The following is a 15,807-nucleotide window of genomic DNA, read 5'->3' as shown; positions in this document are numbered from 1 at the left end:
GCTTTCCTGCAATGACTTTAAATCAGGAATTGATAATGGACCTGTTCCAGGCAATGTCGGTGTACGTGAAAGTGGTGGAGACCGGCAGCATGACCGCTGCGGCACAGGCCTGTGGGATGTCGACCACGATGGTCGGTAACCATTTGCGCGCCTTGGAGCAACGCCTGGGCGTCAGCCTGCTCAAGCGCACCACGCGCAAGCAGAGCCTGACGGAATTCGGTGGCCAGTATTACCAGCGCTGCCTGGAAGTGCTGGGACTGGTCGCCGACTCCGAACAATTGGCAGAACAGGCCCACAGTGACGTTCCCAAAGGCACCCTGCGCATCACCGCGCCACCCGCCTTCGGCACCGAACGCCTGGCGCCGGCCTTGAGCGAATTCTCGCAACGCTACCCGCTGATCAAACTGTACGTGGTACTCAGCAATCAGCGTATGGACATGGTCGACAGCGGCTTTGACGTGGCGATCCGCCTGGGCGAACTGGAGCCGTCGAGCCTGATCGCCCGCCCCATGCAGGACTACACCATCACCCTGTGCGCCTCACCGCAATACCTGGAACGGCGTGGCACGCCACAGACGCCTGTAGACCTGCAGCACCACGACTGCCTGGCCTTCGCCTACCCATCCACCGACGACTGGCGCAATGCCGACAAGCTCTGGCGCATGACCGGCGCAGAGGGCGAATTGGAAATCCCGGTGTCCGGTTCGCTGACCATCAACAGCTCCCAAGCCCTGCGCCAGGCGGCAGTGCAAGGCATGGGCATCGTCATGCTGCCCGACGCCCTGGTACAGCCCGACCTGCAGAGCGGCAAGCTGGTGGCGTTGCTGACCACTTACCAACTGCCCAGCCGTCCCATGCACTTGCTGTACGGCCAGGACCGCTATCGCCTGCCAAAGCTGCGCGCCTTTGTCGATTTCGCCATGGAGAAATGGGCGCGCTAGAAGCCCACACCCAACTCCCGCAGCCGAGCCGCCGTCTGTTCGGCTGACACATGGTGAATGCCTTGCCAGCCGAGGACGATGGCCGCGTCGATATTGCCGGCAACATCATCGATAAATACGACTTCTCCTGGCTGGATATCCGGCAAATGGGCACGAACTTGACTGAGGCTGGCGTGGTAGATCGCCGGATCGGGCTTGATCAGCTTCAACTCGCCAGACACCACGATGTCGCGAAAACACTGCAGGAATGGATAGTGGGCACGGGCATAGGGAAAGGTTTCGGCTGACCAGTTGGTAAGCCCAAACAAGGGCATGTTGGCGGCATGCAGCGCCCTGAGAATCGCCACGCCTTCGGGCAACGGACCACGCAGCATTTCATGCCAGCGGTCGTAGTACGCCGTGATCAGGTTTTTGTGGTGTGGGAATTGATTGACCAGAACGTGCGTGGCTTCGGCCAGCGGCCGACCCGCGTCCTGCTCGGTGTTCCAGGCCTGGGTGCAGATATTCTCGAGAAACCATTGCCGCTCATCATCATCGGCAATCAGCTTGCGGTACAGGTGTTGCGGGTTCCAATCGAACAACACACCGCCGAAATCAAACACTACTGCGCGAATCGTCATGGGGTCCTCCCGTGTGTGAAACGACATAACCATCACAGTCTGGCATGCCTGCGACCTGCAAGAGCGTGTAAGAGCGAGTAGGAACGCTCTGAGAATTCGACCAGGCCCGGCGATGGGAAACAGCGGAGCTCCCGGGCAGTACGCGGTTTTAACTGACTTGTGCGAGTTCAACTTCACACAGACAGTCACACTCGTTCTCTGCGATTGAGGGCGCTTTCACCTTAGTGTCGGTCGGACAACTCAAGGAGCTGGCGTTTGGAGGGAATCGTTCAACTTCGCAGTAGACATACGTGGAGAAACTTCAATGACAGGCATGATTTCCTCAGTGATTTCCCCTTGCGCGCACAGCCTTCATGCGCTGCAAAGCTACCGTGCCCAGGGCGCGAATGATCCCGCAGCCGATCTGGTCGGCCAAGTAAAAAACCAAACAGGCATCGTGACGAGCCATCTTGCCCCCTTGCAAGGCATCGCGGTAATCACCAACTCCATCATTGGCGTACGCCCGGTCGAAACCGTGGCAACAGGCCTGATAGAAGCCGGGCACCCCACCAAGGACTTCCACATCAAAGGGAAAAGCGCCAACTGGGGCCCCCAGGCAGGTTTTATCTGTACAGATCAGGCGCTCAGCAAGCTTGAGCAATTTGCTGAAAAAACGCCGGCCAAAGTGGCCAAGGCCAATGAGCAAATCCAGGCGTGCATCCAGGAAGGCCATGCAGTTGCAACCCCTCTGAAACTCTCGGGCCAGCGCATTGATGAGCTGCTCAAGCTCGGCCAGATAACCCAACTGGCAGCCCATGGACCTGACGGCACGTTGCAGTTGAGCGCCTGCGGGCCCAGTCAACAGTCGTATACATTCGAAGGCCATCGCACGTCGCCTTCAAGTGACAGCTACCTCATCACTCATCAGGGCAAGCCCCTCGAAGTGCTGGCCAAGCAATCAGAAGGCAAACCGTTGACCGCCGATTACGACCTGCACATGATCGCGCCCCACATCAGCGACTTTGGTCCACAGGACAAACTCCCCGTGCCGGACGTGGCCCACCGTGTCTTCAGGGATCGAGTTGAGCGCTACAAGCAGGTTCCGAAAGAGCTACGCGCAGACTTTGAAAGTGCGGCGCACTTCTACCAGAAAGAAGATCCCCACCTCGGCAATGCGACACCGCGGATAGAGCAGATGATAGAACTCATCAATCAAACGTTGATAGGCGAGGGAGAGCGCGTGGTTCATCACAATGCGGACTCGGGCAGCCCGGCGACGGAAGTGGCCGACAATTACCCGGCGACGTTTTTCCTGCCGGCAAAACTGGGCCGATTCAATGAAATCAGCATCATCCGCGACAGTAGGGAAATGGCAGAACTGATCAAGACCGCCAAGGACAGCGGTTATCACGTACCGCTGAATCCACTCTGGGAGAAAGAAGTGACCACTGTCAGGCGGTCCGACTTTACCCTGGCAAAAAACCGTCTTTCTTGAATCAAGAAAGAGCTGACAGCGGCCTGATAACCCGGTTATCAAGACCGCTGTCAATCACATCATTTACGCCTGGACCAGACCGTTGATCTTCACGGTCGGGTTCACGTCAGCGTCGTAGTCCACGCCATCGACTTCAAAGCCGAACAAGCGCAGGAACTCCGCCTTGTAGCCGGCAAAATCGCTGATCTCGTTGACGTTTTCGTCAGTAACCTGATCCCACAGTGCCGCAACGGCGTCCTGGACCTTTGGCTCCAACTCAGCCAGATCGGCACGCAAGCGGCCGTCGGCGTCGAGTTTCGGCTCGCTGCCGTACAGGCTGTCCTTGAACAGACCGTAGACCTGCTCGATGCAGCCTTCGTGGGTGCCCTGCTCTTTCATCACGCGGAACAGCAGCGACAAGTACAACGGCATGATCGGGATCGCCGAACTGGCCTGGGTCACCACGGCTTTGAGCACCGACACGCGGGCGTCGCCCTTCAGTGCGGCCAGGTTGTCGCGCAGGGTCAGGACTTTCTTGTCGAGGTCTTTCTTGGCTTCGCCGATGGAGCCGTTCCAGTAGATATCCTGGGTCAGCTTCTCGCCGAGGTAGGTGAACGCGGTGGTCTTGGCGCCTTCGGCCAACACGTCCGCATCACGCAGGGCGTCGATCCACAGCTGCCAGTCGGCGCCACCCATGACATTCACGGTGCCGTCGATTTCTTCCTGGGTTGCAGGCTCAAGGGTGGTGTCGACCACAACGCCTTTGTCGGTATTGATACCGCGCAGGGTCACAGCCTTGCCAATTGGCTTGAGGGTGGAGTTATAGACTTCACCGGTTTTAGGATCGGTACGGCGTGGCGCCGCCAGGCTGTAGACCACGAGGTCGATCTTGCCCAGGTCTTTCTTGATGGTTTCGATGGTCAGGCGCTTGATCTCGTCAGAGAACGCGTCGCCGTTGATGCTCTTGGCGTACAGGCCTTTTTCGACGGCAAACTTCTCGAACGCAGCACTGTTGTACCAGCCAGCGGAGCTGAGCTTGCCTTCTTCGCCTTCTTTCTCAAAAAACACGCCCAGGGTGTCGGCGCCGCAGCCAAACGCAGCACTGATACGCGCGGCCAAGCCGTAGCCGGTGGAAGCACCGAGGACCAGCACCTTCTTGGGGCCGCCTTCGATGACGCCGTTTTTAGTGACGTAGTCGATCTGCTCTTTGACGTTCGCTTCACAGCCAACAGGGTGAGCGGTCACACAGATAAAGCCACGAACCCGCGGTTTGATGATCATAAAAATTTCTGCCTCTTCCAAGGTGCCGAAGGCCAATGGTGGCCATTCAACTTCAATCGTACCGGTCTATGACGCCTGAAAAACCGAAGCGTCACGATAGACGTAAATCTTCCGTTTACAAAATTCAATCCACACAAGGCTGGCAAGGCTTGAAAACGATGTAAAGCCTGCACAAGGTCGCACGCCTTTGCGGTGATGCCGTCGCTGCTCAACGCCGTGATCGCAGCGTTTTGCGGGATGGCCGTTACCCTGCGTCGGGTTTTCTACAAAAACTGGAAGCTGATTCGGTAAGTTCTGCGGCATGATGGGGGTGGACGGTATTTGCGCTGGGCCCCGCGCCTGAGGTAAATATTCGGCTCGTGCGACCGTTTACGGCGCCCACCATTCTCAAGCTATCGCGCCTCGTCGGGTGCGGTGGCTGTGCTTTCAAGGAATCAGAATGCCCCAACGCCAAGTCATCAATGCCTCCGTCAGCCCCAAGGGCAGCCTCGAAACCCTGTCCCAACGTGAAGTCCAGCAACTGAGCGAAGCCGGTACCGGCAGTATCTACACCCTGTTCCGCCAGTGCGCCCTGGCGATCCTCAACACCGGCGCGCATATCGATAACGCCAAGACCATCCTCGACGCCTACAAAGACTTTGAAGTGCGCATCCACCAGCAGGACCGTGGCGTGCGCCTGGAACTGTTGAACGCGCCTGCCGACGCGTTTGTCGATGGTGAAATGATCGCCAGTACCCGTGAGATGTTGTTCAGCGCACTGCGCGACATCGTCTACACCGAGAACGAACTGGACAGCCAGCGCATCGACCTGAGCAACTCCCAAGGCATCACCGACTACGTGTTCCATCTGTTGCGCAACGCCCGCACGCTGCGCCCGGGCGTGGAACCGAAGATCGTGGTGTGCTGGGGTGGGCACTCGATCAATACCGAAGAATACAAATACACCAAGAAAGTCGGCCACGAACTGGGCCTGCGCAGCCTCGACGTATGCACCGGTTGCGGCCCCGGCGTGATGAAAGGCCCGATGAAGGGCGCGACCATTTCCCACGCCAAGCAACGCATCACCGGCGGCCGCTACCTGGGCCTGACCGAGCCGGGCATCATCGCCGCCGAAGCGCCGAACCCAATCGTCAACGAGCTGGTGATCCTGCCGGACATCGAAAAACGCCTGGAGGCCTTTGTGCGTGTCGGCCACGGCATCATCATCTTCCCAGGCGGTGCCGGCACGGCTGAAGAGTTCCTGTACCTGCTTGGCATCCTGATGCACCCGGACAACCGCGACGTGCCCTTCCCGGTCATTCTCACCGGGCCGAAACAGGCTGCGCCGTACTTGCAGCAACTGCATGCCTTCGTCGGTGCCACCCTGGGCGAAGCAGCGCAGGCGCACTACCAGATCATCATCGACGACCCGGCCGAAGTGGCCCGCCAAATGACCGTCGGCCTCAAGGCGGTGAAACAATTCCGCCGCGAACGCAACGACGCGTTCCACTTCAACTGGCTACTGAAAATCGACGAAGGCTTCCAACGCCCGTTCGACCCGACCCACGAAAACATGGCCGGCCTGCAACTGAGCCACGCACTTCCACCCCACGAACTGGCGGCCAACCTGCGCCGCGCCTTCTCGGGGATCGTGGCCGGCAACGTGAAGGACAAGGGCATCCGCTTGATCGAGGAGCATGGGCCGTACGAGATCCACGGCGACCCGGCCATCATGAAGCCGCTGGATGAGCTGTTGCAGGCGTTCGTCGCCCAGCACCGCATGAAATTGCCGGGCGGTGCGGCGTACGTGCCTTGTTATCGCGTAGTGCAGTGAGATAAAGGGGCTGGCCGGTCGGTCATCGTTTTTATCGCCTTGGCCCGTCGGCAAGGTTGTGAACACACCGCCACCTTCGACCTCAATGCGGTCAAGGTGGCGGGCATCAAGCGCCTGACCTGAACCCGCGCGTTGCGGCGAAGGGCAGGCTTTGGTAAAAACCACCTCTGCCCCTGATCGAGAGAAAGCCCCACGTGCGCTCGTTTCTTCTTGCTGCCCTGGCCCTGTCGCCGTCCCTCGCCCTGGCCGATATCGCCTGGCCTGAGCTACCGAAAACCTGCTTCGTCAGCGGCCGTTCGGCCACCAGTACAGATGTCGACACTGGCTGCGCGGCGTTTCTGATCAACGTGAAGGGCAAGGCAGCGGGTACACCGATCAAGCTGGATATTCCCCAGTACGCGATGCACGTCGACGAAGCCACCGGCAAGGAAACACCGGTGATCATCATCCAGGCGGAAGAGAACGGTGAGGTTAAAGCCGTGGGTTACAAGGAGCTGGGCACCGATCAACTCGGCGCCGCGCTGTTACGGGAAGTCAGGCTCTTGGGTACGAAAAAGCCCTCTTAGGACGAGGCTCAGCGAATCCACCCACCAACCTGCCAGTGGTATCCATCACTGCGCTGCACCCAATGCGGATGCACATAACGATAGCCCTGGCGCACGGGCTCCCAATGGCCGTGTACCGCAACATAGCGCCCACCTTCCCAGCGCCAGTAACCACGCGACCATATGTAACCTTCGCGTACCGCAGGCTCGACCTCGATCACCTGCACCGGTGGCGGTTGTGGCGCAACCACCTCGACATACTCACGTTGTGGCGGTCGACGCTCATGCACGACACGCTCTTGCACACACCCGGATGCCGCAACGACCATGGCCGCCAATGCTGCGTAACGTAGCAACATATAACCCCCTCGGGCGCTGACGCCCAACACTTGCACCAGTAAAAAATGCCCCCGTATTTGAGCCACGCTCCTGCTAAGGCCTGGGTACTTTTTTAACAGGTGATGTCTGTCGGATTGCTGAACTGTTCTCACGGCCATGAAAAAGCCCGCTGACCGTCACCGGTTCAGCGGGCTTTTTTACAGTTGGACCTGAATCAGCGCCCTACCTGTTTTTACAGCGCCAGATCAGACGCCGGCTTGCTCGGCTCAGCCGCAGGCTTGGCAGCCTCGGTCGCCTTGGGAGCAGCCATTGCCGGGATCACCGGCGGTGTAGGCAGTTGCAGGATATTGGCGGTGTAGGCCCATTCCTTGGCAACGGCTTCAGGACTGTCGTTCAGCTTGGTGCCGTAGCTTGGCACGATCTGATGCAGCTTTTCCTGCCAGGCCGGAGTAGCCACCTTGTCCTTGAACACTTTCTGCAGCACGGTCAGCATGATCGGAGCCGCGGTGGACGCGCCTGGCGATGCACCCAGCAGGCCTGCGATGGTGTTGTCGGCGGAGCTGACCACTTCGGTACCGAGTTTCAGGACGCCGCCCTGCTCTTCGTCACGCTTGATGATCTGCACGCGCTGACCGGCTTGCCACAGGCGCCAGTCGGATTGCTTGGCGTTCGGGAAGTACTCTTGCAGCGCCTTGAAGCGGTCGTCATCGGACAGCATCAGTTGGCCAGCAAGGTACTCAACCAGTGGGTATTCACGAATACCGACTTTGGTCATTGGCCAGATGTTGTGGGTGGTGGTGCTGGTCAGCAGGTCCAGGTACGAGCCTTCTTTCAGGAACTTGGTCGAGAAGGTGGCAAATGGGCCAAACAGAATTACGCGCTTGCCATCCAGCACGCGGGTGTCCAGGTGCGGAACCGACATCGGTGGCGCGCCAACCGAAGCCTTACCGTAGGCCTTGGCCAGGTGCTGCTCGGCAACGGTTGGGTTATCGGTCACGAGGAACGAACCACCCACCGGGAAGCCAGCGTATTCCTTGGCTTCAGGAATGCCCGACTTTTGCAGCAGGTGCAGTGCACCGCCGCCGGCGCCGATGAACACGAACTTGGCGTCGGTTTCAGTCTTGGTGCCATCTTTCAGGTTTTTGTAGCTGACACGCCACGAACCGTCGGCGTTCTTGGTGATGTCCTGCACTTCGCTGGACAGTTTCAGGTCGAACTTAGGTGTGGTTTGCAGGTGAGCAACGAACTGGCGGGTGATCTCGCCGAAGTTCATGTCGGTACCCAGCGGGCTCCAGGTGGCCGCGATTTTCTGGTTCGGGTCACGCCCTTCCATCATCAGCGGGACCCATTTGGCGATCTGCGCCGGGTCTTCGGAGTACTGCATGCCGGCGAACAGCGGGCTCGCTTTCAGGGCTTCGTAGCGCTTCTTGAGGAACTTGATGTTGTCATCGCCCCACACAAAGCTCATGTGCGGAGTGGTGTTGATGAACGAACGCGGGTTCTTCAGCACGCCCTGCTGGACCTGCCAGGACCAGAACTGACGGGAGATCTGGAACGCTTCGTTGATCTCGACCGCTTTCGGGATCTCAACGTTGCCGTTCTTGTCTTCCGGGGTGTAGTTCAGCTCGGCCAGGGCCGAGTGACCGGTACCGGCGTTGTTCCAGCCGTTGGAGCTTTCTTCGGCCACGCCGTCGAGGCGCTCGACCATTTCCATCGACCAGTCCGGTTCCAGCTCGTTAAGCCAGACACCGAGGGTTGCACTCATGATGCCGCCGCCGATCAGCAGCACATCGACTTTCTTTGCCTCTTCCGCATGAACGGACGTGATCCCCAGCGACAAAGCCAGCCCCAGCAGGGCAGTGTTTACTTTTTTAAACATCAGTAGCACCTATGATAAAACGCCATCCGCCCCACTGCCCCTGATCATGGGCAACCCTCAATCACGCTACGCCAGGCAACGTACCGCGGGGTTTGCACACTCACATGAAGGCCACAGGGTGGGCACACAAAGCCGACGTATCGACCTCACTTTTATGTCCCTTCTGCGCTGACTTTTTATCTTTATTGGCTTCAGCAACCTGGGCGACAGTCAACCGCTGGGACGTATACGGATGTACGTACCAAGGAAAGACTAGACCAAGACGGCGCGCAGAATATCACGCCCGGCGTCGGATATGGACTCACCGGTCGAACGGCCATCAGTAGGCCAGCTTTTAAGATCTGTCTCATGTGCCTCCAAATCCCAGCATTGCACTATGGATTGGCTTACCCAAGGGGGGTAAGCAGACAACCATCCATCTCGTAAAGGGCATTGCAATGCTGAACAAACTGAGCCAAATCACTCTCGCATGCGGCGCTTGCTGGCTGCTGGCCGGTACCGCACAAGCTGCGGACGGGCAGATCCAATTCACCGGTTCCGTGACCGACAACGCGTGCACCATCAAAACCGGCGACGAGAGCAAGTCCGTGACACTCGATCCGGTGCGCATCGCTGACTTCGGGAAAACAGTGGGCGCCACCGCCAAGCCGAAAGCGTTCTCGATCAGCCTGGACAACTGCAGCACCGCGACCAAGAAAAACGTCGCGATTACCTTCAGCGGCCAGGAAGACGCCAGCGACTCCACCTTGCTGGGCCTGACCGGTGAAAACCAGGTCACAGGTATCGCGATCAAGATCGCTGACGCGCGTACCGGAAACGCGGTTCCACTGAATACCGCGACCGCCGACTACGACCTGCGAGCGATGTCCAACACCTTCAACTTCACCGCCGCCTATGTGCGCACCGCCGCCGATGTGACTACGGGCACGGGCGACGATGCAGTGACCACGTCTGGCATCGGCACCGGTCAAGTCAACGCCCTGGCCAGCTTCGACGTTACCTACAAGTAATTGCTCGTCAACACCGTGGGCCTGGCGCCGCCGCGCCGGCCTACGGACTTTTAAAGGTCTCCCATCATGCGTTTGAAACTGTATTTTTTGCTCGCGCTCTTACCGCTCTGGCATGTCGCAGCAGCGGACGCCGCCGTGACCGTAGGCGCCACGCGCCTGATCTACAACGGCGCCTCCAACGAAGCCAATCTGAATGTGAGCAACCGCGAAGACACCTCGCCTTACCTGGTGCAGTCCTGGGTCAGCCGTTTCGGCGGCACCAGCGAAGAAAGCGTCGACAGCTTTATCGTCACCCCGCCGCTGTTCCGGCTCGACGCCAACAAGGAAAACATCCTGCGTGTGATCTTTGCCGGTGGCGCCGATGTGCCACAAGACCGTGAAAGCCTGTTCCTGATGAACGTCAAGGCGATCCCGGCCATGAGTGACGACCAGAAAGGCAAGAACGTGCTGCAGATCGCCCTCAAGACCACCATCAAGCTGTTCTACCGCCCCGCCGGCCTTAAAGGCGAACTCAAGGACGCGGTGGCGCAAGTGAACTGGAAGGCCAATGCCGGCGCGCTGATGTTCAACAACACGTCCAAATTCCATGTTGTGGTCAGCGAGCTGAAGCTCAACGGCCAGCCGATCACCCAGGCACCGGATGTGCTGCGCCCCGGCCAACAGCAGGAACTAGCGATCCAGGCCAAGCCCGGTGATGAAGTGCAAATGAGCTACATCGATGACTACGGCAGCGTCGTGACCGCCCCCGTCGTCCGCCTTCACTGATACCCAAGCGCCAACCTCGAAACGCCATTTCAGGAACGCCCATGCCCCGTTCACTCCCATTCATGCGCCGTTGCGCCATGAAGGCTTTCGGCTGCCCGATCGCGGCGGCCTTGGCCTTGCATTTGGCCCCTGCACAGGCTGGCTACGAGTTCGATGCGTCGTTCCTTGAGATCGGCGGCGGGCAGAGTTCGGCCGCCGTGAAACAACAGGTCAGCGCCATGAGCGAAGGCCAGTTGCCAGGAATTTACCGGGTAGACGTGTTGGTCAATGAGCATTCGGTCGAGCAGCGCGATGTACGCTTTATTCGCGCCAGCGGTACGTCGGACCGCTCCTCCACCGGGCTTTTCCCGTGCCTGGATACCGACTTTTTTCGTAGCCAAGGGGTTGCCGATACCGCCCTGCAAAACCGCAGCGACGCCGACGCTACCTGCATCGCGTTCGACCAGGGCCTGGCCGGGATGGTCTACGACTACGATTTCAACCGCCAGGTGTTGTCGATTGAGATTCCCCAAGCGTACCTGGGCAGCATCCCGTTTGAAGTACGCCGCCGGCAGTGGAGTGACGGCGAGCAAGTGGCGTTCACCAACTACAGCTTTTCCGGGAGTACGGTGGAGTCCGACACCGGCAGCCGCCAAGACCAGTTCGGCAGCCTGCGCAGCGGTATAAACGCCGGAGCCTGGCGGCTGCGCAATTTCTCCACTTGGCAGAAAGGCACAGGCGACACCGGACGTTGGGAGTCGATGGAAACCTACGCCCAGCGCAACATGGGCAACATGATGGCGATTGCCACCGTGGGCGACTCCACCACCGAAGGTGACCTGTTCGACGCCATCCCCTATCGCGGGCTGGGCATTGCCTCGGACATGGACATGCTGCCGGACCAGGCCCGCCAATTCGCGCCAGTGATTCGTGGCATCGCCAACGGCCGCTCGCGGGTGATCATCCGCCAGCGCGGTTACGTGATCCATGAGCAGTGGGTGCCCTCGGGGCCGTTCGCGTTGACCGACCTGTACCCCACCGCCAGCAATGGCGACATTGAAGTCACCGTGGAAGGACCCGATGGCCAGCGCCAGGTGTTTACCCAGTCGTTTTCGTCGGTGCCTTACATGCTGCGTGAGGGCCAACAGAGCTATTCGGTATTCGCCGGCCAGTACCGCCCGGCGCAAGCGACCACGCAGCAGGACACCCCACGTTTTATCCAGGCGTCCCTGCGGCGCGGCCTGGCCGGCGGCACCACGCTGTTCGGCGGCAGCCTGCTGAGTGATCAGTACAGCGCCGGCCTGCTAGGGTTCGCCCACGACTTCGCCGGTTTCGGTGCGATTTCAGTGGACATGACCCACGCGCGCAGCGAAGCCATGGGCCCGGCAAAAACCACCGCCAGCGGCCAGTCATTTCGCTTTCGCTACTCCAAAGCCCTGGCGGCCACCGACACCAACTTCAGCCTGATCGGTTATCGCTATTCCACCGGCGGCTACTACTCGTTCAACGAGGCGCTCAACAGCCGCACCAACGAGCAGTCGCTGGAGATGTACCGCAGCGGCCATATGAAGAGCAACTTCACCGCCAACGTGTCCCAGCAACTGGGCGGCTACGGCGGTGTGTATGCCAACGTGACGAAAACCAACTACTGGGACAAGAGCAATGCCGACACCTCGATTCAACTGGGCTACAGCGCCAGCGTCGGGGACATTTCCTACACTCTCGGCTTGAGCGCTAACAAAGGGGACAGCAGCAATGACCGCACGCTGTCCCTGAGCATCAGCATGCCGCTGGGCGGTACACGCAACCAGCGTGTATCGGTCAACGCGAACCAGAGCGCGCGGGGCACGGCCTCGCGCACGGCGACGTTGAGCGGCAATGCGCTGGAGGACGACACCCTGGCCTACAGCGCTGGCGTGTCGCAGCAAGTCAACGCCAATGACCGCGTGATGGGCAGCACATTTGCCGCGCGCTATGACGCGCCCAACGCCATCGTGCACGGTGGCTATAACGAGACCTCCGGTAGCCGGCAGCTGGACATGGGCATCGAGGGCTCGGTGGTCGCCTATGACCGCAATCTTATTTTCAGTCAGCCTCTGGGCGAAACCAACGTGATCGTGGCCACACCCGGCGCCGCAGACGTGGGAATCGAGAACAAGCGGGGTGTGCGCACCAATGCCAATGGCTACACGGTGGTGCCGTCTGCCCTGCCCTACCGCAAGAACCGTATGTCGCTGGACACCCAGTCGATGCCGGCTGACGTCGACATCGCCCAACTGGTGCAGGAGGTCACGCCGAATCGCGGTGCCTTTGTGCTGGCGGACTTCGAGACCCGCAAAGGCCAACGCATTCTGTTCCGCATCATCGATGCACGCGGCGAAGCGGCACCGTTTGCCGCCAAGGCCGAACTGTTCGCCCCGGATGGGCGCTCTTTGGGTAGCACACTGGTGGCCGACAAGGGCCGTGCGTACCTGAGCGGCGTACCGGCGCAGTCACGCCTGTTGATCAGCGTGGATAACCAGCCGTGGTGCAGCCGCGAATTGAAACTGGACGATAAAGGGCCTGCCGAGGGTGGGATTACACAACTGAACATTCAATGTGAGCGCGCGGCCGGTGGGTCGGGTGCCAAGGATTCGTAAGTAATGATCATGAAAATCAAGCCTGGAAACTGCTTGCTGAAGCTCATGACACTGGTGGTACTGGGTTGGCTGTCGCCTCAAGCACAGGCTTTCATCAGTGGAAGCATAAAATGCTCTCTCTCGGGCTATCCATCCAACGGTTACGAATTCGCCGCCGGAGCCGAGATGAAAGTCCCATTCAGCGGTACCTGCACAGCGGTACGTACCTACCCGTCTGGCGCAGGTACCAATTTGGAAATCACGGCGATTTCCGGAGCGTCCCCCGCTAACCTGCAGGTCCTGGACCCCTATAGCAACACCTATATGCTTCAACTGCCGCTGGGCAGTTGGGGAGCCGCATGCTTGGGTGGGACTTGCGCGCCCATACTCGCCGGACGCTCGGTTTCTTACGTGTACTACGTAGTGGGAACCGCCCCGAGTACGCCGGGCCGGCGCACCGCGAGAGTGAAGCTTGGCGTGACCTCTACAGGTGGTTGGCAGGCCTATGCGGAATGGTTCCATGAGTGGCTATTCATCTACAACGTCCGCGCCGTCAGTTGCAGCTTGAGTTCTCCGAGCGCCGTCAACTTGAAATTCGGCACTATCAGCAGCGCTAATCTCAGCGCCGTTTCGCAGTCGACCAGCGTGTCACTCAATTGCCCGTCGTCGATGCGCGCCAACGTGACCTTGACGCCGAGCCAGTCAGTGGTCAACGCCAATACCGGTGTGTCACGCACCACGCTTGCGGGGCTGAACATGCAGGCTATCTGGACCGACAGCGGCAACCCGGTGGTTTTTACCAGCCCGCGCGCGATGCAACTGAGGGCCGGCAGCAACAGCGTGAATTTGAGTTTCAAGCCGCAACTGGAGGCTGGGAAATCGCCTGCCGGTGCGTTCCAGAGCCAATACACCCTGAACATCAATTACCAATGAGGCTTTCATGAAAACGTCATTGCTCGCCCTGGTACTGCTCGGCACTGCCGCCCAGGCCGCCGACACCGTGAATATCACCGTAAGCGGCACCCTCACCCGACCGCCCTGCGTACTGACTTCTGGCACCTCCCTCACGGCAGCATTCGGTAATGTGCGCACCGACCAGGTCGCCACCACCGATACCGTAGCGGTTCCCGTGAAAATGACCTGCCCGGCTGGCTCATCGCTGAACGTAAGCTTCGCTTCCAGCAAAGGCACGCACACCGACACCGTGGCCAAGACCACGGCCGACAACCTCGGCGTTTCGCTGTTGTGGGCAGACAATACGGTGGCCAACCTCAAAGGCACCGCCAAGGCCTACAGCAACCTGAGCGGCAACGTCGACATCAGCCTCAAGGCGAAGCTGATCGCACAAGGCACCCTGACGCCGGGCGCGTTCACCTCGTCGATCGTCATGACCATCAACTACCTATGAAAGCGCTTATCTGGATACTGCTGGCGGTGACCGGCACGGCGGTTGCGCAACCGGCAGATGAGGCGAAGATCGATGTCAGCGGCAAGCTGATCGCGCCGCCCTGCACACCACGTTTTCCCACCTCGCAACAGTTGAAACTGGGTGACGCCAACCTCAACCAGTTGGTCGATGACAGCGTCGCCGCTACCGACGTACCGCTGATCTTCGATTGCCAAGCTGACAGCCAGGTGAGCCTGACGTTTTCAGCGGGGTTGGGCAGCGCTGACAACCAGACCCTGCTAACCAATCGCGCTGGTCTGGGACTGCACCTGGGGCTGTTGAATAAAAGCGCGAAGGCCGATTTCAGTCTGGGAGAAACCAGCAACTGGACGGTGGAAAAAGAACCATTGGAACTGACCCTACGAGTCAAGCCGGTGACCGTGGGCGAACTGCCCGAAGCGGGCAGCTACAGCGCAACGCTGTTGATGCAGATGACGTACCGCTAACCCCCCTACTGAAACTGCCGGGCCTCGATGCAATAGGTCAGCAGCGCCTGATCACTGTCCACATCCAGCTTGCGCATGGCCGAGATCTTCTGTGCGCTGACGGTCTTGTTGCTGCGGCTCAATTGCCTGGCAATGTCGCTGACACTCATCCCCGTGACGAATAAACGCAGCACCTCCATCTCCCGTGGCGACAAGCTCTGGAACCGCTCCTGCACCTGAAACCCGTTGCCCACCACCGACGTCGCCGCCGGCATCGGTGCCCGGTAACTGCGCTGGGCACTGATGGCGCCCAGGGCTTTCTCGATTTCACCGTGCAGGTGGTTCTTCTGGATCACGCCGGCCACGCCCAACTCCTGCAAACGCGTGAGGATCAGGCTGTTGGAGATCATGGTCAGCACCAACACTTGGGTCTCGGGGAAGTGGCGCAGGATGTACTCGATCAACTTCAGGCCGTCGCCATAAGTATCATCGCCGGGCATGTTGAAATCGGTGATCAGCACTTGCGGCCGATGGCTGCGCAACTGCTCGATCAACTGCGTCGAACTGACCGCCTCGCCCACCAGGCGGTAGCGGGTGTCGCGCTGCACGATTTCGCGCACGCCCACCAACACGATGGGATGGTCATCGGCTATGACGACGTTCATGTCTCGCATGGTTCAGCTCTCTTGTAG

15 protein-coding genes and 1 pseudogene are annotated in these 15,807 nt (G+C 59.7%); 11 read left to right on the top strand and 5 right to left on the bottom strand.

The window, feature by feature from the left end; genetic code table 11:
* The first annotated feature begins 35 nt into the window (after window positions 1–35).
* The gene (locus tag LRO94_RS08700) at window positions 36–941 is read left to right on the top strand and encodes a LysR family transcriptional regulator (protein WP_032888875.1); all 906 of its coding nucleotides are present in this window, start codon (window positions 36–38) and stop codon (window positions 939–941) included.
* Here LRO94_RS08700 and LRO94_RS08695 read toward each other — a convergent pair.
* Entirely contained in the window at window positions 938–1,561 is a 624-nt protein-coding gene (locus tag LRO94_RS08695; protein WP_179179348.1) for an HAD family hydrolase, read from the bottom strand. The genes LRO94_RS08700 and LRO94_RS08695 overlap by 4 nt on opposite strands.
* 304 nt (window positions 1,562–1,865) lie before the next feature.
* On the opposite strand from LRO94_RS08695, the gene LRO94_RS08690 reads away from it, so the two are divergent.
* Window positions 1,866–3,035 carry an anthrax toxin-like adenylyl cyclase domain-containing protein gene (locus tag LRO94_RS08690; RefSeq protein WP_122755762.1) on the top strand — a complete coding sequence of 390 codons (1,170 nt, stop codon included), beginning with the start codon at window positions 1,866–1,868 and terminating at the stop codon, window positions 3,033–3,035.
* Window positions 3,036–3,098: 63 nt separating this feature from the next.
* Here the strand turns inward: LRO94_RS08690 and fabV are convergent, their stop codons facing one another.
* Entirely contained in the window at window positions 3,099–4,295 is a 1,197-nt protein-coding gene (fabV, locus tag LRO94_RS08685; RefSeq protein WP_032889283.1) for an enoyl-ACP reductase FabV, read from the bottom strand.
* Between the two features lie 192 nt (window positions 4,296–4,487).
* Between fabV and LRO94_RS08680 the strand changes: the two are divergent.
* The 3 genes and pseudogenes from LRO94_RS08680 to LRO94_RS08670 all read left to right on the top strand — a co-directional run.
* Window positions 4,488–4,586 (top strand): annotated as a pseudogene (locus tag LRO94_RS08680) (aspartyl/asparaginyl beta-hydroxylase domain-containing protein); the annotation flags it as partial.
* Window positions 4,587–4,734: 148 nt separating this feature from the next.
* Complete coding sequence (gene ppnN / locus LRO94_RS08675) at window positions 4,735–6,108, top strand: nucleotide 5'-monophosphate nucleosidase PpnN (RefSeq protein WP_032888871.1); 1,374 nt, start codon at window positions 4,735–4,737, stop codon at window positions 6,106–6,108.
* Window positions 6,109–6,302: 194 nt separating this feature from the next.
* Window positions 6,303–6,674, top strand: a complete 372-nt coding sequence (locus LRO94_RS08670) for a hypothetical protein (protein ID WP_032888869.1) — start codon at window positions 6,303–6,305, stop codon at window positions 6,672–6,674.
* Between the two features lie 8 nt (window positions 6,675–6,682).
* Here LRO94_RS08670 and LRO94_RS08665 read toward each other — a convergent pair whose 3' ends face one another.
* The gene (locus LRO94_RS08665; protein ID WP_032889281.1) at window positions 6,683–7,012 is read right to left on the bottom strand and encodes a YXWGXW repeat-containing protein; all 330 of its coding nucleotides are present in this window, start codon (window positions 7,010–7,012) and stop codon (window positions 6,683–6,685) included.
* Between the two features lie 212 nt (window positions 7,013–7,224).
* The gene (gene mqo, locus LRO94_RS08660; RefSeq protein WP_032888867.1) at window positions 7,225–8,871 is read right to left on the bottom strand and encodes a malate dehydrogenase (quinone); all 1,647 of its coding nucleotides are present in this window, start codon (window positions 8,869–8,871) and stop codon (window positions 7,225–7,227) included.
* Window positions 8,872–9,308: 437 nt separating this feature from the next.
* On the opposite strand from mqo, the gene LRO94_RS08655 reads away from it, so the two are divergent.
* From LRO94_RS08655 to LRO94_RS08630, 6 genes are all read left to right on the top strand, one after another.
* Entirely contained in the window at window positions 9,309–9,881 is a 573-nt protein-coding gene (locus LRO94_RS08655) for a fimbrial protein (RefSeq protein WP_032888865.1), read from the top strand.
* A gap of 66 nt (window positions 9,882–9,947) precedes the next feature.
* A complete protein-coding gene (locus LRO94_RS08650; protein ID WP_032888863.1) occupies window positions 9,948–10,646 on the top strand; it encodes a fimbrial biogenesis chaperone in 699 nt (232 codons plus the stop codon).
* 41 nt (window positions 10,647–10,687) lie between these two features.
* A complete protein-coding gene (locus LRO94_RS08645) occupies window positions 10,688–13,264 on the top strand; it encodes a fimbria/pilus outer membrane usher protein (RefSeq protein WP_179179349.1) in 2,577 nt (858 codons plus the stop codon).
* A gap of 3 nt (window positions 13,265–13,267) precedes the next feature.
* A complete protein-coding gene (locus tag LRO94_RS08640) occupies window positions 13,268–14,176 on the top strand; it encodes a fimbrial protein (protein WP_233896986.1) in 909 nt (302 codons plus the stop codon).
* Window positions 14,177–14,183: 7 nt separating this feature from the next.
* Window positions 14,184–14,651 carry a fimbrial protein gene (locus tag LRO94_RS08635; protein WP_095184177.1) on the top strand — a complete coding sequence of 156 codons (468 nt, stop codon included), beginning with the start codon at window positions 14,184–14,186 and terminating at the stop codon, window positions 14,649–14,651.
* Window positions 14,648–15,136, top strand: a complete 489-nt coding sequence (locus tag LRO94_RS08630) for a fimbrial protein (protein WP_122764937.1) — start codon at window positions 14,648–14,650, stop codon at window positions 15,134–15,136. The genes LRO94_RS08635 and LRO94_RS08630 overlap by 4 nt, the downstream gene beginning before the upstream one ends.
* A 5-nt stretch (window positions 15,137–15,141) precedes the next feature.
* Here the strand turns inward: LRO94_RS08630 and LRO94_RS08625 are convergent, their stop codons facing one another.
* A complete protein-coding gene (locus LRO94_RS08625) occupies window positions 15,142–15,789 on the bottom strand; it encodes a response regulator (protein WP_179179350.1) in 648 nt (215 codons plus the stop codon).
* Between the last annotated feature and the right edge of the window lie 18 nt (window positions 15,790–15,807).

This window comes from Pseudomonas sivasensis, assembly GCF_021391435.1.
GTDB classification, from domain to species: Bacteria; Pseudomonadota; Gammaproteobacteria; order Pseudomonadales; family Pseudomonadaceae; genus Aquipseudomonas; species Aquipseudomonas sivasensis.
The sequence above is the reverse complement of the archived record's forward strand: the minus strand, read 5'-3'. Positions and strand labels throughout refer to the sequence as shown.

Excerpts from the sequence above, each read along its gene's own strand:
- LRO94_RS08700 (WP_032888875.1), top strand. The coding sequence starts at position 36 with ATGGACCTGTTCCAGGCAATGTCGGTGTACGTGAAAGTGGTGGAGACC.
- LRO94_RS08695 (WP_179179348.1), bottom strand. The coding sequence starts at position 1,561 with ATGACGATTCGCGCAGTAGTGTTTGATTTCGGCGGTGTGTTGTTCGAT.
- LRO94_RS08690 (WP_122755762.1), top strand. The coding sequence starts at position 1,866 with ATGACAGGCATGATTTCCTCAGTGATTTCCCCTTGCGCGCACAGCCTT.
- fabV (WP_032889283.1), bottom strand. The coding sequence starts at position 4,295 with ATGATCATCAAACCGCGGGTTCGTGGCTTTATCTGTGTGACCGCTCAC.
- ppnN (WP_032888871.1), top strand. The coding sequence starts at position 4,735 with ATGCCCCAACGCCAAGTCATCAATGCCTCCGTCAGCCCCAAGGGCAGC.
- LRO94_RS08665 (WP_032889281.1), bottom strand. The coding sequence starts at position 7,012 with ATGTTGCTACGTTACGCAGCATTGGCGGCCATGGTCGTTGCGGCATCC.
- mqo (WP_032888867.1), bottom strand. The coding sequence starts at position 8,871 with ATGTTTAAAAAAGTAAACACTGCCCTGCTGGGGCTGGCTTTGTCGCTG.
- LRO94_RS08655 (WP_032888865.1), top strand. The coding sequence starts at position 9,309 with ATGCTGAACAAACTGAGCCAAATCACTCTCGCATGCGGCGCTTGCTGG.
- LRO94_RS08650 (WP_032888863.1), top strand. The coding sequence starts at position 9,948 with ATGCGTTTGAAACTGTATTTTTTGCTCGCGCTCTTACCGCTCTGGCAT.
- LRO94_RS08645 (WP_179179349.1), top strand. The coding sequence starts at position 10,688 with ATGCCCCGTTCACTCCCATTCATGCGCCGTTGCGCCATGAAGGCTTTC.
- LRO94_RS08640 (WP_233896986.1), top strand. The coding sequence starts at position 13,268 with ATGATCATGAAAATCAAGCCTGGAAACTGCTTGCTGAAGCTCATGACA.
- LRO94_RS08635 (WP_095184177.1), top strand. The coding sequence starts at position 14,184 with ATGAAAACGTCATTGCTCGCCCTGGTACTGCTCGGCACTGCCGCCCAG.
- LRO94_RS08630 (WP_122764937.1), top strand. The coding sequence starts at position 14,648 with ATGAAAGCGCTTATCTGGATACTGCTGGCGGTGACCGGCACGGCGGTT.
- LRO94_RS08625 (WP_179179350.1), bottom strand. The coding sequence starts at position 15,789 with ATGCGAGACATGAACGTCGTCATAGCCGATGACCATCCCATCGTGTTG.